We start from the raw sequence: 21,527 nt of genomic DNA on the forward strand, positions 1-21,527 counted from the left end.
ATCTACTCCTGTTTGTGGTCTTGCGACCAGTTGAGGCCATGGACGTAGAGTCCCAGCGGATTGGCTCGCAGGGTTTCCACATCGCGGGGCGGATCGATCACAATGGAAAAGATGCCCGTGTGGTGTGACCGGTCGATCTCGGCGCCATTTCGGAATGCCGTCTCGCGCCAGCGCACGGTGAAACTGTCATCGGAGGAGCGTACGACGCTGGTCACGTCGACCGAGACCGAGCGGTGTCCGATATCGGCGAACGGGTCATTGTCACGGGCATAATCGTTGAGTGTCGCGGCGGCCCGGTCGGTCGCATAGGCATAGGCCTTCAGCCAGTTCTGGCGCACCACGACCGGATCAATGGAAACCGAGCGCGTATTTGTGACAAAGTTCGCGAGATGATACGCGATCTGTGCATCGGTCGGCTCGTACTGCCCCTCGGCCGGGCCGACGGCGCGTACGGCGCCGTCTGTCGTCAGTTCAACCACATACGGCGTCACAAAAGACTGGGTCGAGCGCCAGACAAGCCCGCCTGCCAGCACGAACGCGAGCGCAATCGATCCGAGGGCCGCGAGGCGCCAGTTTGCGGCCTGAACCCGGTAGGAGCCGATCCGGTCGTCCCAGGCCTGAGCCGCGCGCTGGTAGGGTGTGACAGGTTCGGGTGTGTCGCCGTATCGGCAGGTTGTGCGTTTCCAAAGCATCTCTGTCTAATCCTCGTCTGATCGGAGCTGAACGGATGTGCCACCGCCTGGCTGGTCGCCGTCTCGGACGGCAGAGGCGGCCATCATGCCGGCATCACGGGTTGTCTGGCTGCGCCGGATGCGGCTTGCCCAATCGGGCGCTGACCGGTCATTGGCGGCTGGGGGCTCGGAAGGGCCGGCGCCTGTTCCGCCGGTCGCGGCAAAGGCAGCGCGGCTGCCCGCCTGAGCCTTTGCGCCAGGATTGCCGAAGGCGCGCTTGGCGAACCCAGCAGCACCTGACGCCACGGTCTGGACCCCTGCGCTTGCGACGCCGCGGGCGCCCGCAGCCGCGGCGCCCATGCCCGTCTTGCCGGAGCGCGCCGCGCCGAGCGAATAGGCTGTACGCGCGCCGCCTGCCATCGAGGCTGCGGCACCGACTGCGCTGCGGCCACCCCCGGCCACGGCGGAAACGGCTGACTTCGCAACCGTCCCTCCGGCCACCGTGCCTGCTGCAACCCCCGCCATCGTGCCGACCGCCGTGCCTGCGCCAAGCTGCGGTGCGCCGGAAACAAGGCCGGTCGCAATGCCGGGCCCGAACAAGCCGAGGGCGAGCAAGGCGAGCGACCCCAGGATAACGGAAGCCGCCTGCTCAAGCGTCACATTGTCCGGCTCGAACGTGGATGTGATGCTTGTGAAGATCGTGGATCCGATGCCGACAATGATGGCGAGCACCATGAGCTTGATGCCCGAGGCAATCACATTGCCGAGCACCTTCTCGGCGAGGAACGAAGTCTTGTTCCAGAGCGCGAAGGGAATGAGGACAAAGCCCGCCAGCGTTGTCAGCTTGAATTCGATGATGGTCACGAAGAGCTGGATCGCGAGGAAGAAGAAGGCGAGGAGCGTGATCAGCCAGGCGAGGAAGAGGACCGCGATGATCACGATATTTTCGAAGAAGGCGATCGGGCCTGTCAGTTTCCGGATTTCATCCAGCAGGGGATAGGCGGCATCAAATCCGGTCGCCGCGACGAAGCCGGGCTTCACGATGTCGTCTGCCGTCAGTGTCCCGCCGGTTGCATTGAGTCCAAGCTGGGCAAAGCTTCGGAACACGACGTCGGCGAGCAGGGCGAAATTGCCGAGGATCAGGGCAAAGGCGCCGACATAGAGGACCTTTTTCAGGAACCGGCCGATGACGTCCGTGTCCGGTCCCATGGCCCAGAAGAGACCGGCCAGCGTCACATCGATTGCGATCAGCACCGAAGTCAGCCAGGCGACATCGCCCTGTAGGAGGCCGAACCCGCTATCGATATAGGCGGAGAAGGTCGCGACAAACCGGTCGATGACATTGAGATCCTCCATGGCCATCAGTTCCGGGTGTAGGCGGCGCCGTCGCCGCGGAAGCGTTCGTGCCGGACCCGCGCCTGCTCTTCGAGCGCGGCGCGCCGGGAAGCCTCGACCGCCTCCATCCGGTACTGGGCCGCCATCAGCTGCTGCATCTGCATTTGCTGTTCGACAGAGAGGGCGATCAGCTGGTTGCCGGCCTGGGCCACAGAGAGATTGCCTGAAGCCGACTGGCTCTCACTGACAAGTTCGCTCAGCGTGCCTTGAGAATCAGCAATGGCCGACACGATCCCTGACTGGACCTGCACAGCGCCCGCAAAACTCCCCCGCGACAGACGCCACTGATCTTTTGCCTGCGCGGTGATCTCTGCGTTCGAGACGTCCTCGTAGCTCTCCGGGAAGGCCTCCTCATACCGGCGTTCTGACTCTTCAACTTCGTAGGAAATCTCGTCGGCCTCACGCATCAGCGTGTCGATCCGTTCTAGCAGGCGTTTCAAATGCTCGATGGACCCATAGTCGAGGCGTTTGAGGTCCTCGGCCTGGTTCACCAGCATTTGCGCCTCGTGCTGGAGCTGCGTGATCTGGTTGTTGATCTGCTCCAGCGTATTGGTGGCCGTCACGATGTTCTGCACCAGGTTCGTCGGGTCGATCACGACGTCACCGACACCGAGCAGGGCGTCTGCGCGCGGCACCGTCAGGGACAGTCCCAACATCCCCACGAGTACAGCGGTCACTCTGCGGCGCATGGCACGGCCTCCCTGTCAGCGATGAGGTCAGAGGCCCAATCGAGCCCCTTCGCCGCGAGCCAGGCGGCAGCGAACCCGTCCGGTCCCACGACGTCCATAACCTCATCCATCTGCACCTGATCGGCCTTCGACCCGGCCGCGCAGAATGCGAGCGCCACGGGACCCAGCTCCAGATCGAAGAGCCGGTTGCCCGCCGGGCATTGCAGGTAATAGTCCCGTTTCGGCGTTGCCCGCGCGATCAGCTGGGTCTGCCGGGCATTGAGACCAAACGCATCATAGGTTTTTGCCTGTCCGGGTTCTTCGGCCCGTGCATTGGCGAGGAATATCCGGGTGGGCGCGCTTTCGATCAGGGCCGGTGCAATCGCGCTCGAAGTAATGTCCGCCAGGCTCTGTGTCGCAAACACGACCGAGACGTTCTTTTTGCGAAGAGTCTTCAGCCAGTCCCGCAGGCGTCCTGCAAACAGCGGATGATCAAGGAAGAGCCAGGCCTCGTCGAGGATGAGCAAGGTCGGACGGCCGTCGAACCGCGCCTCCAGCCTCTCGAAGAGATGCGCAAGGACAGGCGCGGCAAGGCGCCTGTCCGACATCAAGGCTTCCATTTCAAAGCACGCCAGATCTGACGCTGCAAAACTGTCCGCATCTGCGTCGAGTAGCACGCCATAGGGCCCGTCCAGCGTGTAAGGCTGCAGCGCTTGCCTCAAAGCCGACGACTGGATCAAAGCCGTCAGCCCCGTCAGCGTGCGCTGGCGGCGCGGGGCTTCAGCCAGGCTCTTCAGCGCCGACCAGACGGCCTGGCGTACTTCCGGGATGATCGTGACGCCTTCCTGTTCGATCAGTGCCAGGATCCAGTTCTGCGCGGCAGCGAGCGATCCTTCATCAGATATTTCACTCAATGGCTGGAACGCGTGACTGCCGCCCAGGTCTAGGTCATACCAGTCACCGCCCAGCGCCATCGTCATGGCGCGCGCCGACTTTCCCTTGTCGAACACGAAGACCTGGGCGCCTTCATAGCGCCGGAACTGAAGCGCGAGCAGGGACAAAAGAACCGACTTGCCGGCCCCTGTCGGCCCGACAATCATCATGTGCCCGACATCACCCTGGTGCGCCACCAGCCGGAACGGGGTGGAACTGGCCGAACGTGCCATCAGGAGCGGCGGGCCATCCAGATGGTCATTGCGCTCGGGCCCGGCCCATTGGGTCGACAGCGGCGCCATATGGGACAGGTCGACCGTATTCAGGATCGGCTGGCGCACATTGGCATAGGCCTCGCCGGGCAGGGTCCCGAGCCAGGCATCGAGGGCGTTGAGGGTTTCCGGGGTGGCGGTAAAGCCGCGGGCATTGATGACGCGTTCGGCAGCCCGGATACGTTCTTCGGCAACCAGCGGATCGGCATGGGTGAGAACGAGCGTTGCCGTGTAATAGCCAAACGCGACATGGCCTGCGCCGAGCGCCTGCAGGGCGGCGTCGACATCAGAGGCCTGATTGTCGGCGTCCGTGTTGAACTGGGTGGCCGGTTCATTGGTCAGGATTTCCCGGACATACGACACGAGCGAACGGCGCTTGGCCAGCCAGGCCCGCATGTAACGGTTGAGGATCTTCTCCGCGTCCGCTTTGTCGAGCGGTATGAACCGCGTCACCCAGCGGTACGGGAACCCGAGCTGGTCAAGTTCCGCCAGGAGGCAAGGCTCGCTCGTCCCCGGGAACTTGCGCACCGTCAGGACTTTCAGCGTCTCGCCGCCGAGCATGGGGGCGAGCCCACCGGTCACGTCCGTGTCGGCAAGCAGGCCGTCGAGGAACATCGGCGCCTCCGGTGCCCGAACTGGATGCCGTTTCAGGGAGATGCAGCCATGCAGGTAGGTCAGCGTTTCATCGTCATCCAGAAACCGTGCCTCCGGCATAAGGTCCGCCATGAGGTCCAGCGCCCGTACTGTCTCGGTTTCGAAACGGTCAAGGTTTTCAGCAAAGAAGCTGCGCGGCGCTGCGGCTGGATCTTCGATGAACAGCTGCTCGACGCGGGCTGTCCGGTCGGCTGGTGGCATCCAGCTGAGGGTCAGATAGCAATCGGTTTCAAAATGCCGGCCCACCTCTTCGAACTGGGCGCGGCGTTCCGCGTCGACCAGCCAGGCGGCCGGATCACGCCAGCTGTTGTCCGGATACGAGGTCGAATCCCGCCGGTCTGCTTCGAACCAGAGCGCCCATCCGGACCCGAACCGCATCAGCAGATTATTCATCCGGGCAGAGATGGAGACCAGTTCTTCCGGCGTCGCGCTCTCAAGGTCAGGGCCACGATAGGCAATCGTCCGCTGCAGGCTGCCATCCTTGTTGAGGATGATGCCGGGCGCGATCAGCGCGGCCCATTTGAGGTGGTCGGCGAGGCGCGCCGGGCGGGCGCGGTATTCACGGAGGTTCAGCATGCGAGATACCCCTTGTGGCGGACGTGCCGGATCAGAACGTCGACAAATTGCGGATCACGCCGCGCCGCAAACACGCAGAGCCCGTGCGCGATCAGCCAATAGGCGAGCCCCACAATCCAGAGCTGGAGACCGAGCCCAAGTGCTGCGGCGAGCGTGCCGTTCACGATGGTCGCCATGCGCGGCGCACCCGCGATCAGGATCGGCTCGGTGAGCGCGCGGTGGACCGGCGTCACATAGCCTTCAGGGAGGGACGAACGGCCAGCCATCAGAGCGTCGCCCCGCCGCCGAACGAGAAGAAGGAAAGGAAGAACGAAGTGGCCGCAAACGCGATCGACAGGCCGAACACGATCTGCAGGAGCTTCCTCATCCCGCCGCCGCTTTCCCCGAACGCAAGGCCGAGGCCGGTCAGGATGATGACGATCGTGGCGAGGATCTTGGCGACCGGGCCCTCGATGGATTCCAGGATCGATTGCAGCGGTCCTTCCCAGGGCATGCCGGAACCCGCCGCATGGGCCGGCAGGACAAGAAGGGCAGCAAGCGCTGTCAGGCTGAGGGCTTTGCCCATATCTCGGTTCATCGGTCGTGTTCCTTTCAGTGGTGGAGTGCAGAAGGCTGGAGCGACGGCAGGTTCGGCAGGACGAGCTGTAGGTCGGGCACAATCGGGCGAAGGTCATAACCATGCCGACCGAGCCCGCAGAGCGAGGCGACGGTCTCGACCCGGCGAGACCCATGTTGGCGCGCGATGAACACGACACTGTCTATCGTCTCAGAAATGAGATCATGTGGCACGTTCACGGCCGCCTCGCCGACCAGCTGTTCGAGTCGGGAAAGACCCGCCAGCGCAGAGTTTGCGTGCAGGGTCGCGATCCCGCCCGGATGGCCGGTATTCCAGGCCTTCAGCATGTCGAGGGCTTCGGCCCCGCGTACTTCGCCAATTACGATCCGGTCGGGCCTGAGACGCAAGGTCGAGCGCACAAGGTCTGACAGGGAGACCGATCCCGGCTGCGTGCGCAGTTGCACGACATCCGGTGCGCCGCAGGAAAGCTCGCGCGTGTCTTCCAGGATGACCAGCCGGTCGCCGGTCTCGGCCATTTCAGCAAGGAGCGCATTGGCGAGTGTTGTCTTGCCAGACCCGGTGCCGCCGACGATCAGGATGTTTGACTTGTCGAGCACTGCGCGCCGCAGGGCATCGGCATGGTGGCCACTCATCACGCCGGAGGCGACATATTCATCAAGCCGGATGACGCGTCCGGCCGGTTTGCGGATCGAGAAACAGGGGCCCGGCGCGACCGGCGGCAGGACGCCTTCGAACCGTTCGCCTCCCATGGGCAGCTCGGCCGACACAAGCGGCGCGTCCGCCGTCGCGTCACGCCGCATATGGGTTGCGACCAGCCGGATCACGCGCTCGACCTGGGCCCGTGCCAACACCGCGCCGCAGGCAGTACGCCCCGCGCCATGCCGTTCGATCCAGAGCCGGCCATCGGGGTTGACCATGATCTCGACGACCTGGGCGTCGGCAAGCGCCGCCATGATGACGGGCCCGAACGCGGTGGCCAGCATGTCACGGGTGCGCGAAAGGCTCTGGGCTTCACGCATCGATCCCGCTCCGCACGCCAAGCCGGTCGAGCTCGGCTTCGCTGACAAAGTCGGACGGCGCAGCAACGAACTCCTCGATGGCATTTTGCAGGATCCTGTCGCCGGAGCGCACGCTTTCGGCCACCTGACGAACAAAGAAATCGAACTTTAGGTCACCCTTGGCCCGCGCCGCATCGAGCTGGTCGGCCGGCACCGGCGGCGTCACGGTCAGAAAATAGCGGACATAAGTCGAGACCGTCTCGCCGAGGTGGTCTGCCTCCCGAAAAGTGGTCCGTTATTTGAGTTAGTTCCGGCTTCAGATATGGAGCTGAGACATGGGCAAGAGAGCCAAGCCTGAAGAGATCATTGCGAAGCTGCGGGAGGTGGAGGTTCGCCTGGCCCGGGGTGAGACAGCTGCTTCGGCGGCGCGGGCCGTTGGTGTGACGGAACAGACCTACTACCGCTGGCGCAAAGAGTATGGCGGCCTGCAGGTCGACCAAGCCAAGCGCATGAAAGATATGGAGAAGGAAAACGCCCGGCTTCGGCGCGCAGTCTCTGATCTCACGCTGGACAACCAGATCCTTCAGGAAGTCGTGCGGGGAAAGTTCTAAGCCCTTCGCGTCGTCGTGCTGCAGTCGATCACGTGGTGGAAGAGCTTGGCGTCTCCGAACGCCGGGCTTGCCGTGTGATCGGCCAGCACCGTTCGACCCAGCGCAAGCAGCCCATACGGCGAGATGATGAGGACGCCCTGACATCGGCGATTATCCGCCTGGCCGAACGGTTCGGCCGGTATGGCTATCGCCGGATCACGGCGCTCCTCAGAAATGATGGCTGGCATGTGAACGAGAAGCGGGTTTACCGCATCTGGCGACGGGAGGGGCTGAAAGTGCCGATGAAACAACCAAAACGCGGTCGTCTCTGGCTGAATGATGGCTCGTGTGTGCGGCTGAGGCCGGCGCACAAAGGCCATGTCTGGTCCTATGACTTCGTGCAGGACCGCACCCATGATGGACGTGTGTTCCGCATGCTGTGTGTGGTCGACGAGTTTACACGGGAGTGCCTCGCCATCCGAGTCGAGCGAAAGCTGAACTCACGGGATGTCCTCGACACGCTGGGTGGGCTGTTCGTTCGGCATGGGCCGCCGGAGCACATACGCTCTGACAACGTCCTACGTACGGAGCGCGATCAGACCAGCAGGCAAAAAGCCTTCTATCCGCAGAATGTCTCCGCGGCTTGATTTGTCAATTGCCGAGGGACTTCCGCTTCTATTGGAAGAGCTCTCGGCCATAGCAAACACAGGATCCACACGAGCATATTTCGCTGGTCCTCACCGTCCTTAACACGGGATGCCGATCCGAGCGGAAGACCCGAACATTATCTACGAGGTCGCGTTTTCACGTGCCTCAACGGCCCTTCAGACAGGGGTTCTTCCTCTCGGCTCCGCCCCTTGGAAGAAGGGACGGTAGGGGGTTCCACTTTTGATGACGGCGTGAACCACGCGGGCCATCTTGGCGGTAACGGCTGTGAGCGCTTTACGCTTCAGATCCGGATTTGTCGGATCCTTAGCGATGTAGCGCGCGTACTTGTCCCGGAAACTGTTTTCCCTCTGACGAATGGCGACATTGGCGGCCATCCAGAGAGACCGGCGCAGGCGCGCGTTGCCGAACTTGGCAAGCTTGGTCTGTCCCCGGAATGTACCCGACTGGTGGGTTGCGAGGTCAAGGCCGCAAAATTTCAGGAACTGACGATGATGACCAAACCGGCGCAGGTCACCGGCTTCTGCCAGAATGGTCAACGCATTGATCGGGCCGATTCCAGGCACTTGCTTGAGTGCGACATAGTCAGGCGTGTCGCCCAGCAGCGCTTCGGCCTCGGCTTCGATCTGATCACGTTGACGGATCAGGCTTCGGATCTCGGCAAGGACCATGCGGAACATGACAACCGCCTTGCTGTCGATCGGAATCGGCAAAGCGATTGATTCTGTTGCTGTTTCGTAGATGTCCGCAATCAGGCGAGCCTTCGAGACCTTGCGTCCAACGACGTCCCATGCGGCGGAAATGAAGGCGTCCTTGTCATGCGCGATGACCGATGCAGGCGTCGGAAACTGCTCGAGGAAAGCAAAGAACCAGTCATTGCGCGATCCGTTCCGGAACCGTTCGATCTCAGGAAAATACAGAGGCAGGTAGTGGGTGAGGATGCGATGCAGCGTCTCAGTCTTGGCCTTCGAAACCATCTCATGCGTCTTCGACAGTTCCTGTATGTCGGAAATGCCCGCGACGAGTGGATCCTGATAGTACTGGCTGAGGCCGGTTGAGAGCATATGCAGGATGACCTGCGCATCTTTGGGATCATTCTTGTCCCATCCATTGTGGATCGCTTCGCGGGTTCGGGCGAGTGCCATGGATGAAATGAGCCGTGTATCAAACCCGGCATCGAGCAGGCGCCAGGCCAGCGCACGGTGATAGTTACCCGTCGCCTCGAAACCGGCGATGATCGGGCGATCGAATGAAGTCAGCATGTCAATGAAGCGATCATGCTCGGCGCGTGTGTTCAACACGACGAGCCGTTTACGCCGCTTGTTACCGCGCACTTCGATGAGCACATCATTGCGGGCTTTGGCAATGTCGATGGCGACAAGCACGGCGTCTTCTGGAATAATATGGTTGGTGATCATGGCGGTCTCGGTCTCCTTTCGTGGGGCTGGTACCTTCACAATAGAAGACCTTCAGTCTGCCATGGTCACTCCCTGTTCGAGCAAAATCAGATCGAACCAGGAAGCGTTCCGAACGTGCTATGGCCCTGAGTTCATTGCAACAGCCCTCCGTGACTGGCTTGAACGGATCGGAGTGAAAACGCTGTACATTACACCGGGATCACCCTGGGAAAATGGCTACTGCGAGAGCTTCAACTCCAAGCTCCGCGACGAGCTTCTGGCGAGGGAAATTTTCTTCGATCTGCGAGAGGCGAAGATCCTGATCGAAGCCTGGCGACATCACTACAACACCGCCCGTCCGCACTCTTCGCTCGGCTATAAGCCACCCGCCCCAAAAGCCGTCTTGCCCGCAGCGTTCATGCCGCCTTACTATGGGGAGGTGGCAGCATGAACGCTGCTACTTTGAAACCGCCGGGCTAATAAATCTGGTGGATCACCCCTGTGGGGCAGGCCATGGGCAATAATTCTACTCGTAGCAATATCTGTTATTACTGCGCTCTTACCATTGTAGTATTTCTTGCTAATACGAAATAGACCTTGATCTGTTTCCACATCAACTTCGATTTGAGGGCTACCTCCGCTGTATGGTCGCAGCATCTGGACAGGCTTAGGAGTTCCGGAAAAGCGCTGGAAGAAGACAGCATGCAATGCGTCAAAGCTTGTCGATTTCCCAAACTCGTTTTCGGCGGAAAGCACGTTCACGCCATTGCCGATGTTCTCGATCGCGACGCCACGTCCGGCAAACTTTCTGACATTCCATAGTCGCAACGCCCTAAGTCTCACGATTCCTCCACCGAAAAAGTGTACAGTAGGGATAAAGCCGATGCGGACACACCGTGAGGATCTGGGTCTAAACCTGCTTCATGCATCAAGCGTTCTGCTGCCTGCCTTAAGGCTCCGGCTTGATCGATTGTGTCCAAGTCCGATATCTCATATTCGGTTTCAAGCGCCTCAGACCTCATCTCGAACGAAGCGAAGTCAGGTGCCACGTCACCGATTGCTTCTTCAAGGAGAAGGCGATCCCGAACCCGAATTCGACCCTCCGCCGCGACCTGAAGTAAGGTGCTGCGTCTTAATGAAATTTCGGGAAGGATCTCTTCAAGACGCTCGTCAATACTTTCGCCTGACAAAAACTGCATCGTCTTTTTTTGCCAGTTGAAGCTTCCAGTTTCCAAAGGCCGCACCGCCGGCATAGCTCGTGAGCCGTCAATTTCAACCAAGAGAGCTTTGCCCGGCATACTGTGTTTGAACCGGTCTGGCTCGGGAGTGCCCGAATACCAAGTTCGATCATTGATTGAGATCTGACCGTGCCAGTCTCCCAGAGCAAGATAGTCGAGGCCTGATTGCTGGGCGCGATCTGGAGCGATGATTTCCGAAGCGCCATCCTCTCCAAAGCTCTGTACTGCCCCATGCGCTAGTCCGATGCAGATGCTGTCGCTCTCAATATCGGCGTCGGACATCCATTCGGTAAGGTCGCGTCCAGGCCTGCGATTTAGACAAGGGGCCGGTAAGACGACCGTTGCAGGAGCAATCTCAATAGGTCTGTTTTCGAGGCCGAGCAGTACGTTTTGGGGGCGATCATTTGCAACCTGCCTCCAAAGCTCATCTGAAGAAAGTGAATCATGATTTCCTGGGATAATGATCCACTTGATTTCGCTGTCAGCAGACATGGCCTGCATCGCTTGACGTATTACCGAAGGGGATGGCGTCCCCGTATCGAAAACATCGCCAGCTATCAGGATGAAATCGGCTCCATGGGTGCGGGCGAGATTTGACATTATGGGGATGGATTGATGTCGCGCCTCAGTAAGTCGCCCTCGCAAACTCTCTGGAAACTGACCAAATCGTTTCCCAAGATGAAGATCTGCTGTGTGGATGAATCGAACCATACAAGCACCATACCAAACAACACATTTCTTGCACTTGGTAATTTCAATTTTAGGTAATGAGCTTCAAATTTTCAAAGTCTACTGCTGCGCCCTAAAACGACAGGCAACTCGTGGGGTAGCCGAAGCTTGTACGATCGCATTTTGGGGATATTCCAGCGAGAGTTGTTTTGTCTGCTCTGGGGGGATTTCCTGCGCCAATGTTTATCACTGGTTTCTGGGTTTAACAGGTATAGAAAAGCTATGTGAATGAGCCTCGGACATGAATGCTTGGAAAGCAGGGAGAATGGTGCGTAGGCCATATCGGCCATAGCCAACTGCTTCATAGCTGATTTGGCTAATCATCTTCTTGTTGAAATAAGTGCTTCAATCTGTATCCGCGCTATTCGCAGATGGTCCGTTGAGAGGGAACGAATGAGTTCGATCAGCTCATTCTCATCACGAATTCTGGAACGTGATTTGCGCCCTTTTGTCGGCCCTTCAACGAGATTGCTGATCGGAACATCCAGAGCTGCTGCGATGAGGATCAATGTATCAAGCGAAGGAAGTGCCTGTGCTCGCTCCAAATTGCTAAGGCTAGCGGAACTTCTATTGATGCGCTCCGCCAGAGCCTCTTGGGTAAGGCCCTTCGCTCGCCGGGCCGCTCTTATCGCGGCCGCAATTTGCTCCTTATGGGCGCTTTCCATGAGCCCAAGTTGGCTTTATGTGACCAACTGCACCACAAAGTAGACTTTAAGTTTTTGCTGGAATTACAAGCAAACATAAACTATACGTTGTAAATCTGAGAAAACTCAAAGTTTCCGTTGAATTGGAGCAAGGCATTTTGAGGAAAGTTGCTGAATACGGCAAGGACACAGCGGCTTTCGAGAATCGTACGCTGGATTTCTGCCTTCCGCACGGTGTTCGGTCGATCGCACTGACCCACCTCTACCACCTCCACCATCCCGAACTCCTCCGCTTCAGCCGATCCCGCATCGGCAATGCAGAAGACGCCGAAGACCTGGTCCAGGAAGCCTTCATCTCCGCCAGCCGCGCCTATTCCGACAAGCCCGTGGAAGAGCTGCGCCCGCTATTGTTCACGATCCTGCGCAACCTCACGCGCGACTATCTGAAATCGGGCTATGGAAGGAGCCGGCACATGACTGCCGAGATCAGCGAGATGGGTGACAGGCTGGCCTGCCACCGGACAGCGACCCCTGAACAGCAGGTGATGGATGCGCAATTGCTGGCGATCGCCCAGGCGGCGATCGATACCCTGAAGCCCCGCCAGCGGGAGGCCCTTGAACTCCACCGGCTGGAGGGCCTGACCCATGACCAGATCGCCAGGCGCCTCGCCGTGTCGCCAAGGACCGTCCGGAGTGATATAGCCGAGGCGCTGGCGGCCATTGCGAAATCCCTCTCGCAAGCGGGCGCCCCGCGTCCCGACAAGGCTGAGTGATACCCACGTGATGAACGACAACGACGAGGAGACGGGCCGGCTTGATGCCGCGGCGCGCTGGTATAGCGAACTGCAGGACCCGGATGTGGACCTGGAGACGTGGGACGCCTTCCGGGCCTGGGAGCGCGACCCTGACAATGCAGAAGCCTATCGCCAGATCGAAGCCAGCCTCGCGATCGTGGACCGGGGCCTGCGCGCGGGCAGGGGAGCGGCGTTACCAAAACCCGCCCGGCGGACAAGGCTCCGCACCGCAGCCTGGCTGACAGGCCTCGCGGCAGCACTTGCCCTCGCCACCACAGTCTTCGCACTCGCCAATGCCGGCGCCAGCCCGCCGCCCCTGACCTATGCCACTGCCGTGGGGGAGCAGCGCAGCGTCACGCTCGCGGACGGAACCGTGATCACGCTCAACACGGACACGGCGCTGGACGTGGCCTACTCTCCCCGCGAGCGCCATGTCACCCTCCAGCGCGGGCAGGCCCTGTTCGAGGTCGAAAAGGCCAAGGCACCTTTTATCGTCGCGGCAGGTACAAGCCGTACGCGCGCGCTCGGGACGCAATTCGACATCTATGCGCAGCCAGCCGGTGTGGCTGTGACCCTGCTGGAAGGCTCGGTCAGCGTTTCGACATCTCCGGAACAGAAGAGCCTGTTCGGTTTCGGCAAGGCAACACATCCCGCCGATCCGAAGGGCAGGGTGCTGGCGCCCGGGGACCGGCTCGAGATTGCCGGCGATGGCAGCCAGACCGTGTCCAGGGTCGAACCCGGCGCCGCGCTGCAATGGCGCAGCGGTAGTGTCCAGTTCGACGATGTGACACTGGCCGACGCGGTCACCGAACTGAACCGCTACTCAACCACCCAGATCAGGGTGCCTAATCCCGACCTCGCAGCCGAGCGCCTGAGCGGAACATTTCCAACAGGAGAACCAGAGGCATTCGTCGCGAATATTGCCCTTTTCCTGCCGGTCCGGATTGAACGGTCCGCAAGCCTGATCACACTCGTACCGGACAACGCATCGGCGCCCTGACCCTGTCCGACGGCATGGCAGTCGGACAGGCAGAGGGGCTCCGGTGGCAGAGAATCATCCACGGCAAGCCGGCCGCAGCCAGCATCACTTCCTCAAGAAATCCGGTGCCGAGCAGCCGTTCGTGATGTGACCGGATCAGGTCGGCTGATTACATGGCGATTGCACCATCCGCCTGGAGTGCTTCCACGGCTTCAAACGGCCCGGCAAGTTTTTCCGGCGCGGTAGTCATGCCGGTTCATTTCTCAACTGCGTGTCGTGTGCAAAGCTTAGCTTATCAGGACGTACAAGTTTTAGCTTATTGCGCTCAACGCATCACGCATCTTCCGAAATGTCCAATTCTGGAAGTGAACGCTTAACCGGGTTCCACAGCTAATTACAACCTGACGCATATTGGCGTTCAAGTCTCTTTGTGGTCGTCTATTCCAACGCCAAGAAGCCAGGATGGAATGGGCTGGCGCTTATGGGGCGTCCGGTGTTAGGGTGCCAGCTTATCAAAGCCTTGGGGCAAACCCGGTGATGCGTTCAAGTATTGCATCGAAAGCGACCTGGTCCCGGTAGTAAAGTGCGCGCGTTCCGGCATAGGCAACTGCATAATTCTTTCGCGTTTCGGCATCGCTGAGGAGGAAGGCTTCATTCCTGGTGAGGTCTGCTTCATCATCTTGCCGAAAGCGTTTGGCCTTGTGTTCCAGATACGCCTCTGTGCCGATGAATTCCTGGACCGAATTGTCGCCAAGAAGGCAATAGACATCGTAATAGTGCCGCATGAAATTCATCGGCATGTCTCCGTTTTCCTGATGCAGGCGGTACTTGGTCGAAATCGTCTGGAGCTTTTCGACAAATGTATAGCCCGGCTCGTAACAGGGCACGTCGATCGCGCGGTTGTCGATGAGGCCTCCGATCCCGCTCGCTGCGGCAAGATCATAGGCCCAGGATGAGATCGCGCAAGGCCGGTTCGGCGCCACCTGGTCGAAGCCGGCTTCGAGCAATATGCCTTCTTTCAATCCGTCCGGCAGCGGATGGATTGGCTCATATAGGAGGCGGATGCCCGCACCCCGATATTGCGGCAAGTCGTCAAACCCGGTGTCACGCTCGACCGCGGCAATGCCCGCAATCCTGATCCGCGTGGCCAAGTCGTCGAAAAAGGCAAGGCGCGCCGCGGCATGGGCCGGCTTTCCATGGTTCGGTCCATATTTGAGGTCGGTCTCCGGGTGGATGAGGATGTCGATGTCTTCCGAGAACCGGTCAATCAGTCCGTAGCCTTTGGACAGGGACGTGCCGCCCTTCAGTTCGAAGGTGAAGCCGAGTTGCTGCAGGCCCCACAGGCCATGCATGATCCAGTAGTCTTTTTCGACAAGACCGGGATCGACCTGTTCCTGTCTCGCGGCGACCGCGATCAGGTCCGGAAAATCCGGGAGTTCATGCAGCAGCATCAGTCCGACGCCGCCATGTCGTCTGCAAGAACCGGTTCAAGAAGACGCGCAGCGCGTGCTGACCCGAAATCCTTCACGGCGCGTGCAAGCCGGGTCCGGTCCATGCTGCGGGCGCGCGACAGCGCTTTCGGCAAAACCGCCGCCTTGTCCTCCGCCAATCGGCCCAGATTGTGCAGGAGATCGACCAGGAGAAATTCCACGTTCAGGCTGGACGGCACAGATGCGCGCATCCGGAAGTCATAGGGACGTCCGTCCAGTTTGAAGTGTCCGTGGCGTTTGCGGTTGTAAACCACAGGTTCGTTGTAGAGCTGCGTCGTGCCGAGGCCGAGACTGTTATACGCGTTCGGTGAGACCATGAGAAACCGGTCATCTCCCAGGAATGTCTCCACCAGCTTTTCCGGACTGGCGGGTGCTGAGCCGAAACGGGTCTTGCGCGGCGCCATGTAGAGTCCCGGACCGACCTTTTCGAGCCTGCCTTCGTCCAGCAACAGGCGGAGATGCCGGTCGATGGCATTGGACCAGCGCGCAAGATCCTTGCGCCGGTACACCTGTCCCGGACGGAGCCGCTTTTTCAGTTCTGCCGTGGCCGTCATGTTTGCCTCCATCTGTGTCCATATAGGTGACCGCCCTCCTTAAATGCAAGTAATATCATTAAAAATTCATGCATATTGTGTGTGAGTATGGTCTTGTCTAAAGAGAGCATATTGCTAACAATCTGGAGCCGGCCTTTGCTGTCGCTCCTCTTCGGGCTGTCGATGCGACAGGGCAAGAAGAGTTGATCGGAATTGTTTCTTAAAAAATGCGCTGAACCGCTGCTCAACCCCCAAGATCAGGGGGCCTGATCCCGACCTCGCCGCCGAGCGGCACGTTCCGGGCAGGTGCGCCGGAGGAATTTGTCGCCAATATCGCACTCTTCCTGCCCGTCGGCCCCGCGCGGTCGGGCCAATACATCACGCTTGTGCCCACCCGTTGCTCCAGGCCCTGACGTATTTATCCTGCCCGGCCACTTCGGCTCTCAGCCATCCGGCTTCGCTAAATGATCTCAAAATTCTTGAAACTTTCACTATTTGCAAGTATTGAGAACTTTATGAGCAAGCTCGTCCAGACCCTGAAAGATGCCGGCTATGCGCACCGCCTGTTCACGGACAGGCAATTGGCGCGCCTTGTCGATGGTGGAGACGCGCGTCGGTATGGTCTCGTGAACCGCGCGCTCAAGGATGGATCGCTGACCCGTATCAAACGCGGGCTGTATGCGCTGGGCGGGCCGGACACGCAAAGCGCGCCGCACCCCTTTGCCGTCGCCCAGGCATTGGTGCCCGGCAGCTATGTCTCGTTCGAGACGGCCCTGTCCTATCATGGCTGGATTCCGGAAGCGGTCTACACGACCGCGAGCGTGAACACGGGACGCAAGACTCTGACCCGGGACACGGAGCGGTTTGGCCATTTCAGCTTCCATCCGCTGGCGATTGCGCCCTACCAGTTTCTCGTCTCGGTCGACCGGATCGGGATGGGCAAGTCTGTCGCCCTGGTGGCCCAGCCGCTGCGTGCCCTCATGGACCTGGTAGCCTTGCGAAAAGCGAACTGGGCCGGTCTTGACTGGATTGAGCAGGGCCTTCGGATCGAGCGGTCTCGGCTGACGGCGCTGCAGCGCAGTGATTTTGATGCGCTTCGCGATGTCTACAAGCACAGGCAGGTGCGACTGTTCCTGGGCGCATTGGAACAGGCCGTGATGGGTCTCAGACAATCGGGCAGCCTGTCCGGGAAAGGCACCGATGATTGACCTCATTCAGGAGAAGCTGCGATCCTATGGTGCGAAGAACCGCCTGGAAGAGGAGAATGCAACAAAGGAGATCATGCAGGAGATCGCCCTCTATGCGCTCTGGAAGGCGGATTTTTTCGATGTCGCCGTGTTCCAGGGCGGCACGAGCCTGCGCATCCTCCATGGATTGCCACGGTTTTCCGAGGATCTTGACTTCATGCTCCTGGCACCGGACCGGACATTCAACTGGACCCCTTATCTGGACGCCCTGATGGACACGTTTTCCACGTTTGGTATTCGCCCCGAGGCGAAACCGAAGGGGGACATGGACAAGCGTATTCGTGCTGCGCTGATCAAGGACACATCGATCGCCGGCCAACTTGACCTGGCATTCTCAGACCGCCAGCCTGACCAGAAAATCAGGATCAAGCTCGAGATCGATGTCGAGCCCCCGGCCTTCTCCACTGATACCTGGACGTTCCTTGATTTTCCGACAGACCATGAGGTGCGCCACCAGGACCTCGCGTCGAATTTTGCCCTGAAGATCCATGCGCTGCTCTGCCGGGAATACCTGAAAGGCCGGGACTGGTATGATTTCTCCTGGTATGTGGCCAGGGGCGTGTTCCCGAACCTGGCGCACCTTCAGGCCGCGCTCATCCAGTTCGGCCCCTGGCGTGGCCAGACGGACCTGAAGGTCGACACAGCCTGGCTGACCCGTGCGCTCGGAGACCGGATTGACAAGGTGGACTGGGAGGTCGCGCGAACCGATGTCCGCCGCTTCCTGCGTCCGGATGAGCTGAAATCGCTCGATCTCTGGAGCGCAAGATTCTTTGCCGCAAAGCTCGCAAAACTGGTCGCCAGCGCGGCTTAGGGAAACATCCCTGCAGTCCTCGTCTGCCGACTCGGTAGAACCTGCGGGTCAGGATGCCTGATGCACCCAAATCGAATGATATTTGGCCGGATCACATGCGCGGGGCGCGCTGACCGAGTTGCGAAGCCGGGCGCAAGCGCTGCATCGGCAACGCTATGCACCTGGCCCTGCATCGGCAAGTGAGCCCTATACGGCGAGGGCAATGCCCTTGCCGTGATTGATGACAAGCCGGTTCCGGCCCGATCTCTTGGCCTCGTACAAGGCGGTATCTGCCCGCGCGACGAATGCGCTCTGGTCGACATCAGATGACATCACTGCCAGGCCGATACTGGCCGTCGGGGTAATGATATTCCCATTTGACTGGACCGCTTTTGCCCCGATGGCGCGCCGCAGCCGTTCGGCGGTTTCGTGCGCCTGGGAAAGACCCGTCCTGGGCAAGAGAACACTGAACTCTTCCCCGCCGACGCGGAAGACCTTGTCGGAGGGACGCAGGCAGTGCCTCATCACACTGGCCACTGAGCGCAAGACCTCGTCGCCAGCGGCATGCCCATATGTGTCATTGACCTGCTTGAAATGATCCAGGTCGATCGCGAGAAGCGCTCCGGGCTCGCCAAATCGCTGATGCCGGGACCACATGTCATCCAGCGCGCCATCAAAGGCACGCCGGTTTGCAAGTCCGGTCAGACTGTCCTGAAGGGCCAGTTCGGCAAGGGCTTCCTCGGACGCCTGTATGCGCCCGATCATGAGATTGAATTCGACAGCGACGCGGTGGAGTTCAGGCGGAACGCTGACATTTATCCGGTGCAGGCGGTCGCCATCTGCAAAACGGATCGCGCCATCGACCAGACGATCGACGCTTTGCGACAGGACCCGGCCTATCATCACGACGCCGAAAGCAATCGACAGGAGCGACAGGCCGCCTGCGATGCCCGCCAGCCACATCGATCTCTCATAGGAGCGATTGGCCATATCATGATCGTCCATGATGGCCTGGCTGATCTGGGTATATGTCGCGGCCAGCAGGTCGGTCGTGGTGACGACGCTGCCATGGAAACGCTGCTGTGTTTCGATGACATGCCTATCTCCCGGCAATCCGACCACTGACAGCAATTCGGTCGCATGCTGGTCTGCGACCGTCCAGTTGTCCCTGGCGCGCTCGACGAGCCCGCGGGCTTGAGGCGTGCCGTCCAATGCCGAAATGAGCTCGGAAAATGCCACTTCGACCTGTCCGCGGATATTGCGATAGGTGTCCGTATGCACCGGGTCGCTGTCCTGCAGGTATTCATCGACAGGGATCAGGCTGTCCCAGATGAGCAGGCGCAAATTCTGGGCCGGAGCAATTTGGTCTCACTGGCGCTCGGCCACGTCCTGGAAGGGAGCGATCACGCCGTGATTCAACAAGACGTACCCGCCACCGGCTGAGAGCGCGATCGGTGCGAGGGCGAAAAGCATCCCCAGGGTCACCCAAAATCGCAGGGATTTTGTCCGCAAAGTGTCTCGAAAACGTGTGTGCATTTCAGAAAGTGTTTCGTTTATGGTTTGGATTCCGCCCCGACATGCATAGGCAGTCAGGGTGTCCGCCTTGTTAAGCATTTGGGTGCAATTTGAGCGTTCAGTGTCCGCGGCGTGCGCGAGTCGCGAGATCGGCGTCAAGACGCTAATACGTGTCCGGATCACAAGCGCAGACATTCCGTCTCGCAGCGATGCCTCTGGCCCTCGCTTCCCCTGCCAAACGCGCTGGACAGGCCGGCATGGCCAGGGTGGGCCGGAACGAGCAAACAAAGCACTGCCACATCCTCTCACCCACTCGATGAACAGTCTGAGCGTCCGGGGCGAACCCCTGACGCGGGTCAGGCAATCCGGAAGGGGCCATGTTCAACAATAAATTATTCAAAACGCGGCTGTTCAGCGCGGCGCCAGCATCCATCATCCTGGCGTTTCAGGATGCGCAGTGTCCAGGGCGAAACGCCGGAGGGTGCGTTCATCAATGGTGCAGGCATGTCAGGCGGCGCGCAGCGGGTTCGGCGCTCCGTCAAGCAAGTCCATCCTGTGTTCCGAGGCGCTGGTTGCCGGGCGCGCCGCGCCGGGCCTGAACGAAACCTTCGCGCCGGACGGCGCGTGGACCACCTCGAAGGGCAGGCCATTCTGGCTATTAGGGACAAGGCTCACAGAGGACTGTATAGCATGTTCTGCTACGCGATTGGTTGCTTGGGGGAGGGGCCATGGATTGACAATCGATTGGTATCGGTTGGCACCTGGAACGAACTTGCTCTCAAAGCATCCTCTTCAATTCGCTGTATGCACCCCGGGCCCGCAGCGTTACGGTTACAGACAGATCACTCCGGTTGCGCCAGTACCAACCATGCGCCCCATCGAAGACAGCGGTCAGCTCGCCTGTGTCGCTGGTTTCAGCGCGCCCCTGTCGATAGCTGACTGTATTGCCGTCTGTACCATCGGTATGGAGGTCTGAGTTCAGGTTTCCCTGATCGACGGTCCATTCGTAACTGGCTGTATCGTCCTTTTTCATCACCAGTTTGATTTCTGCCGATTCCCCTGGCCCGAGCGTAAGACTGACTTCGTCACGCCAGGCTGTATTTTCAGCGTCGGTCACCGAAGCGAGTGCGGAATCCGCACAGTCGGGACTTGTGACCTGGGTCGCACTGTCCGGAACGATCTCGCCCAGCTGCGCCGCAAGCTCCTGTTCGGGTGCTTCGACAACCAAATCCGCTGTTGCCTCGTCGGCGAGCTGCTGTTTGATTTCTCCCATCTGCGTAAGACCCAATATCCCCCCTATCCCGGTAGGGTCAACGGCATATTCTGCGGGAAGGATGACGGTAGCGAGCAGAGCGACAGCGGTGGTCACAGCGATCAGGGTAGAGCGCAAAAGCCGGGCACTACTGGGAAGTTCGGCACGCGTGGGCATATCTGTGTTGTACATACCTGGATCCTCTTATGAGACGAAGTAGCCGGTGAGTTGGTAGCCGATAAGCAGGAAGCCAGCGGCCATCACCACCATGTTCGCGGTATAGGCGTGTTTGAGAAAACTGGGTGTGCGCCGCCAAAATCCCATCACGATCAGGATCGCGCCGAGCGCCAGGAGCTGCCCCAGTTCAACCCCGACATTGAAGGCCAGCAGGTTGGGCAAAAGACCATCAGGAGAAATCCGGTAATCAAGTATCTTGGACGATAGTCCGAGTCCGTGGCAAAAGCCGAATATCAGAGTTGCCGCCTTGGTGTTTGGCTGAATTCCGAACCAGCGCTGATAGGCACCCATATTGTCGAGCGCCTTGTACACAATCGACAATCCAATGATGGCGTCGATGAGGTAGCTGTTGATGCCGATATTGAAGTACACACCTGCCAGCATTGTCGTTGAGTGGCCAACGGCGAACAGGCTGACATAAATGCCAATATCCTTCATCCTGTAGAGAAAGAAGATGACACCGAGGAGAAAGAGGATGTGGTCATAACCTGTCATCATGTGCTTGGCGCCTAGATAGAGAAACGCGACCAGATTCACACCTGTGATCTCTTGTATGTATCCCTTGTCACCCTCTGCGACCGCATGCGCGAATGCGTCACCAATGAGGAGCGACGAGACCAGCATAACCGCAGCGACCCGAAAGAGGGATGTTCTTGAAAAGCGGCCTGGATTGATGACTTGG

At 59.7% G+C, this 21,527-nt stretch carries 21 protein-coding genes and 2 pseudogenes; 6 read left to right on the top strand and 17 right to left on the bottom strand.

Going from position 1 to position 21,527, the window contains the following annotated elements; all coding sequences use genetic code 11:
- Positions 1-2: 2 nt before the first annotated feature.
- From trbF to V7651_RS13150, 8 genes are read right to left on the bottom strand one after another with little or no spacing between them, the layout of a single operon-like run.
- Positions 3-692 carry a conjugal transfer protein TrbF gene (gene trbF / locus V7651_RS13115; RefSeq protein WP_034744336.1) on the bottom strand — a complete coding sequence of 230 codons (690 nt, stop codon included), beginning with the start codon at positions 690-692 and terminating at the stop codon, positions 3-5.
- A 6-nt stretch (positions 693-698) separates the two neighbouring features.
- Positions 699-2,027: a P-type conjugative transfer protein TrbL gene (trbL, locus tag V7651_RS13120; RefSeq protein WP_035540113.1), complete on the bottom strand. Its 1,329-nt coding sequence runs from the start codon at positions 2,025-2,027 to the stop codon at positions 699-701.
- Between the two features lie 5 nt (positions 2,028-2,032).
- Positions 2,033-2,755: a P-type conjugative transfer protein TrbJ gene (gene trbJ, locus V7651_RS13125; protein ID WP_035540049.1), complete on the bottom strand. Its 723-nt coding sequence runs from the start codon at positions 2,753-2,755 to the stop codon at positions 2,033-2,035.
- Positions 2,740-5,169, bottom strand: coding sequence for a conjugal transfer protein TrbE (gene trbE / locus V7651_RS13130; protein ID WP_034744341.1), 2,430 nt, complete (start codon positions 5,167-5,169; stop codon positions 2,740-2,742). Before trbE ends, trbJ begins: the two co-directional genes overlap by 16 nt.
- Positions 5,163-5,435 (bottom strand): VirB3 family type IV secretion system protein, encoded by a 273-nt coding sequence (locus tag V7651_RS13135; protein ID WP_035540046.1) that lies wholly within the window; start codon positions 5,433-5,435, stop codon positions 5,163-5,165. Before V7651_RS13135 ends, trbE begins: the two co-directional genes overlap by 7 nt.
- Positions 5,435-5,746: a TrbC/VirB2 family type IV secretion system protein gene (locus V7651_RS13140; protein WP_034744347.1), complete on the bottom strand. Its 312-nt coding sequence runs from the start codon at positions 5,744-5,746 to the stop codon at positions 5,435-5,437. Before V7651_RS13140 ends, V7651_RS13135 begins: the two co-directional genes overlap by 1 nt.
- A 14-nt stretch (positions 5,747-5,760) precedes the next feature.
- The gene (gene trbB / locus V7651_RS13145) at positions 5,761-6,765 is read right to left on the bottom strand and encodes a P-type conjugative transfer ATPase TrbB (protein WP_156950505.1); all 1,005 of its coding nucleotides are present in this window, start codon (positions 6,763-6,765) and stop codon (positions 5,761-5,763) included.
- Positions 6,758-6,958, bottom strand: coding sequence for a hypothetical protein (locus V7651_RS13150; protein ID WP_156950504.1), 201 nt, complete (start codon positions 6,956-6,958; stop codon positions 6,758-6,760). Before V7651_RS13150 ends, trbB begins: the two co-directional genes overlap by 8 nt.
- A gap of 121 nt (positions 6,959-7,079) precedes the next feature.
- Between V7651_RS13150 and V7651_RS13155 the strand changes: the two are divergent.
- Positions 7,080-7,909: pseudogene (locus V7651_RS13155) on the top strand (IS3 family transposase); the annotation flags it as partial.
- A gap of 249 nt (positions 7,910-8,158) precedes the next feature.
- On the opposite strand, the gene V7651_RS13160 reads toward V7651_RS13155, so the two are convergent.
- Positions 8,159-9,418, bottom strand: coding sequence for an IS110 family RNA-guided transposase (locus V7651_RS13160; RefSeq protein ID WP_035540783.1), 1,260 nt, complete (start codon positions 9,416-9,418; stop codon positions 8,159-8,161).
- 109 nt (positions 9,419-9,527) lie between these two features.
- Between V7651_RS13160 and V7651_RS13165 the strand changes: the two are divergent.
- Positions 9,528-9,848, top strand: a pseudogene (locus V7651_RS13165) (integrase core domain-containing protein); the annotation flags it as partial.
- Here V7651_RS13165 and V7651_RS13170 read toward each other — a convergent pair.
- From V7651_RS13170 to V7651_RS13180, 3 genes are all read right to left on the bottom strand, one after another.
- Entirely contained in the window at positions 9,827-10,240 is a 414-nt protein-coding gene (locus tag V7651_RS13170; RefSeq protein WP_335613428.1) for an AAA family ATPase, read from the bottom strand. The pseudogene V7651_RS13165 and the gene V7651_RS13170 sit on opposite strands and share 22 nt — an antisense overlap.
- Positions 10,237-11,346, bottom strand: coding sequence for a metallophosphoesterase family protein (locus tag V7651_RS13175; RefSeq protein WP_035542165.1), 1,110 nt, complete (start codon positions 11,344-11,346; stop codon positions 10,237-10,239). The genes V7651_RS13170 and V7651_RS13175 overlap by 4 nt, the downstream gene beginning before the upstream one ends.
- A gap of 338 nt (positions 11,347-11,684) precedes the next feature.
- On the bottom strand, positions 11,685-12,029 hold the full coding sequence (locus V7651_RS13180; protein ID WP_084146508.1) for a helix-turn-helix domain-containing protein: 345 nt from the start codon (positions 12,027-12,029) through the stop codon (positions 11,685-11,687).
- 137 nt (positions 12,030-12,166) lie between these two features.
- Between V7651_RS13180 and V7651_RS13185 the strand changes: the two genes are divergently transcribed.
- Both V7651_RS13185 and V7651_RS13190 read left to right on the top strand, forming a co-directional pair.
- Positions 12,167-12,781 carry an RNA polymerase sigma factor gene (locus tag V7651_RS13185; RefSeq protein ID WP_162174914.1) on the top strand — a complete coding sequence of 205 codons (615 nt, stop codon included), beginning with the start codon at positions 12,167-12,169 and terminating at the stop codon, positions 12,779-12,781.
- A 10-nt stretch (positions 12,782-12,791) separates the two neighbouring features.
- Positions 12,792-13,802, top strand: coding sequence for a FecR family protein (locus V7651_RS13190; protein WP_335613429.1), 1,011 nt, complete (start codon positions 12,792-12,794; stop codon positions 13,800-13,802).
- Positions 13,803-14,293: 491 nt separating this feature from the next.
- On the opposite strand, the gene V7651_RS13195 is transcribed toward V7651_RS13190, so the two are convergent.
- Positions 14,294-15,232, bottom strand: a complete 939-nt coding sequence (locus V7651_RS13195) for a nucleotidyl transferase AbiEii/AbiGii toxin family protein (protein WP_335613430.1) — start codon at positions 15,230-15,232, stop codon at positions 14,294-14,296.
- On the bottom strand, positions 15,232-15,825 hold the full coding sequence (locus V7651_RS13200; RefSeq protein ID WP_335591534.1) for a hypothetical protein: 594 nt from the start codon (positions 15,823-15,825) through the stop codon (positions 15,232-15,234). Before V7651_RS13200 ends, V7651_RS13195 begins: the two co-directional genes overlap by 1 nt.
- A gap of 494 nt (positions 15,826-16,319) precedes the next feature.
- On the opposite strand from V7651_RS13200, the gene V7651_RS13205 reads away from it, so the two are divergent.
- Both V7651_RS13205 and V7651_RS13210 read left to right on the top strand, forming a co-directional pair.
- Positions 16,320-17,012: a type IV toxin-antitoxin system AbiEi family antitoxin domain-containing protein gene (locus tag V7651_RS13205; protein ID WP_335613431.1), complete on the top strand. Its 693-nt coding sequence runs from the start codon at positions 16,320-16,322 to the stop codon at positions 17,010-17,012.
- Positions 17,005-17,862 (top strand): nucleotidyl transferase AbiEii/AbiGii toxin family protein, encoded by an 858-nt coding sequence (locus V7651_RS13210; RefSeq protein WP_335594545.1) that lies wholly within the window; start codon positions 17,005-17,007, stop codon positions 17,860-17,862. The genes V7651_RS13205 and V7651_RS13210 overlap by 8 nt, the downstream gene beginning before the upstream one ends.
- Positions 17,863-18,048: 186 nt before the next feature.
- Here V7651_RS13210 and V7651_RS13215 read toward each other — a convergent pair whose 3' ends face one another.
- The 3 genes from V7651_RS13215 to V7651_RS13225 form a co-directional block, all read right to left on the bottom strand.
- Positions 18,049-19,185 (bottom strand): GGDEF domain-containing protein, encoded by a 1,137-nt coding sequence (locus V7651_RS13215; RefSeq protein ID WP_335613432.1) that lies wholly within the window; start codon positions 19,183-19,185, stop codon positions 18,049-18,051.
- Positions 19,186-20,134: 949 nt separating this feature from the next.
- Positions 20,135-20,800 carry a hypothetical protein gene (locus V7651_RS13220; RefSeq protein WP_034742776.1) on the bottom strand — a complete coding sequence of 222 codons (666 nt, stop codon included), beginning with the start codon at positions 20,798-20,800 and terminating at the stop codon, positions 20,135-20,137.
- A 12-nt stretch (positions 20,801-20,812) separates the two neighbouring features.
- Positions 20,813-21,469 carry a HupE/UreJ family protein gene (locus tag V7651_RS13225; RefSeq protein WP_335594544.1) on the bottom strand — a complete coding sequence of 219 codons (657 nt, stop codon included), beginning with the start codon at positions 21,467-21,469 and terminating at the stop codon, positions 20,813-20,815.
- Positions 21,470-21,527 lie beyond the last annotated feature (58 nt).

Origin of the sequence: Hyphomonas oceanitis (assembly GCF_036964545.1) — a bacterium.
In the GTDB taxonomy this organism is placed as follows: Bacteria; Pseudomonadota; Alphaproteobacteria; order Caulobacterales; family Hyphomonadaceae; genus Hyphomonas; species Hyphomonas oceanitis.

Coding starts and splice junctions, on each gene's coding strand:
- trbF (WP_034744336.1), bottom strand. CDS start 692: ATGCTTTGGAAACGCACAACCTGCCGATACGGCGACACACCCGAACCT.
- trbL (WP_035540113.1), bottom strand. CDS start 2,027: ATGGAGGATCTCAATGTCATCGACCGGTTTGTCGCGACCTTCTCCGCC.
- trbJ (WP_035540049.1), bottom strand. CDS start 2,755: ATGCGCCGCAGAGTGACCGCTGTACTCGTGGGGATGTTGGGACTGTCC.
- trbE (WP_034744341.1), bottom strand. CDS start 5,169: ATGCTGAACCTCCGTGAATACCGCGCCCGCCCGGCGCGCCTCGCCGAC.
- V7651_RS13135 (WP_035540046.1), bottom strand. CDS start 5,435: ATGGCTGGCCGTTCGTCCCTCCCTGAAGGCTATGTGACGCCGGTCCAC.
- V7651_RS13140 (WP_034744347.1), bottom strand. CDS start 5,746: ATGAACCGAGATATGGGCAAAGCCCTCAGCCTGACAGCGCTTGCTGCC.
- trbB (WP_156950505.1), bottom strand. CDS start 6,765: ATGCGTGAAGCCCAGAGCCTTTCGCGCACCCGTGACATGCTGGCCACC.
- V7651_RS13160 (WP_035540783.1), bottom strand. CDS start 9,418: ATGATCACCAACCATATTATTCCAGAAGACGCCGTGCTTGTCGCCATC.
- V7651_RS13175 (WP_035542165.1), bottom strand. CDS start 11,346: ATGGTTCGATTCATCCACACAGCAGATCTTCATCTTGGGAAACGATTT.
- V7651_RS13180 (WP_084146508.1), bottom strand. CDS start 12,029: ATGGAAAGCGCCCATAAGGAGCAAATTGCGGCCGCGATAAGAGCGGCC.
- V7651_RS13190 (WP_335613429.1), top strand. CDS start 12,792: ATGAACGACAACGACGAGGAGACGGGCCGGCTTGATGCCGCGGCGCGC.
- V7651_RS13195 (WP_335613430.1), bottom strand. CDS start 15,232: ATGCTGCTGCATGAACTCCCGGATTTTCCGGACCTGATCGCGGTCGCC.
- V7651_RS13200 (WP_335591534.1), bottom strand. CDS start 15,825: ATGACGGCCACGGCAGAACTGAAAAAGCGGCTCCGTCCGGGACAGGTG.
- V7651_RS13205 (WP_335613431.1), top strand. CDS start 16,320: ATGAGCAAGCTCGTCCAGACCCTGAAAGATGCCGGCTATGCGCACCGC.
- V7651_RS13210 (WP_335594545.1), top strand. CDS start 17,005: ATGATTGACCTCATTCAGGAGAAGCTGCGATCCTATGGTGCGAAGAAC.
- V7651_RS13220 (WP_034742776.1), bottom strand. CDS start 20,800: ATGTACAACACAGATATGCCCACGCGTGCCGAACTTCCCAGTAGTGCC.
- V7651_RS13225 (WP_335594544.1), bottom strand. CDS start 21,469: ATGCTGGTCTCGTCGCTCCTCATTGGTGACGCATTCGCGCATGCGGTC.